This is a genomic window from Bergeyella anatis (genome assembly GCF_036016955.1).
Lineage (GTDB): Bacteria > Bacteroidota > Bacteroidia > Flavobacteriales > Weeksellaceae > JAYWXI01.
This window is the reverse complement of sequence record NZ_JAYWXI010000135.1, coordinates 1-450: the sequence shown is the minus strand read 5'-3', so window position 1 is coordinate 450 and position 450 is coordinate 1. Positions and strand designations below refer to the sequence as shown.

At 34.7% G+C, this 450-nt stretch carries 1 protein-coding gene; it reads right to left on the bottom strand.

Annotated elements, in window-relative coordinates:
• A partial coding sequence (locus VQ048_RS12620; RefSeq protein WP_327611981.1) for a DUF3945 domain-containing protein occupies positions 1-450 on the bottom strand: 450 nt, incomplete at both ends.

Genomic DNA, 450 nt, shown 5'->3' with positions numbered 1-450 from the left:
TTCTTCATTAAGTTTGATTCCTTTGATTTCATCAGGTATTTTGATGTATTCTTGACGCAAAGCAACAATTTCATTCGTCAATTCATCAATACTAATAATAGAGGGGATTTTCTCACCTGTTTTTACATTAGTAAGCTCTACCACGCGTCCCATATTTCCTGTCTTCAATAGGTTTTCTTTATCTTCTTGGGTAAACTCATGTCCAAAAAATGGATAATCTAATTGAGGTTCTTTACGAATTCCATGGATAGCGACACTTACTTTACCTTCGTTATCTTTTCGTAAAGATAAACGAGCATCGAAGCGAGTAACAGCACTCCCTAAATTCATACTAATAGATACCAATCGGTCGGTTTTATAACCTTTTAGTAACGGTTCTAATAAGTTGCGTTTTTCTAAATACTCTTTTGAGAGTCCTAAGCTGTTCATCGTATTCCAATCAATATCGTC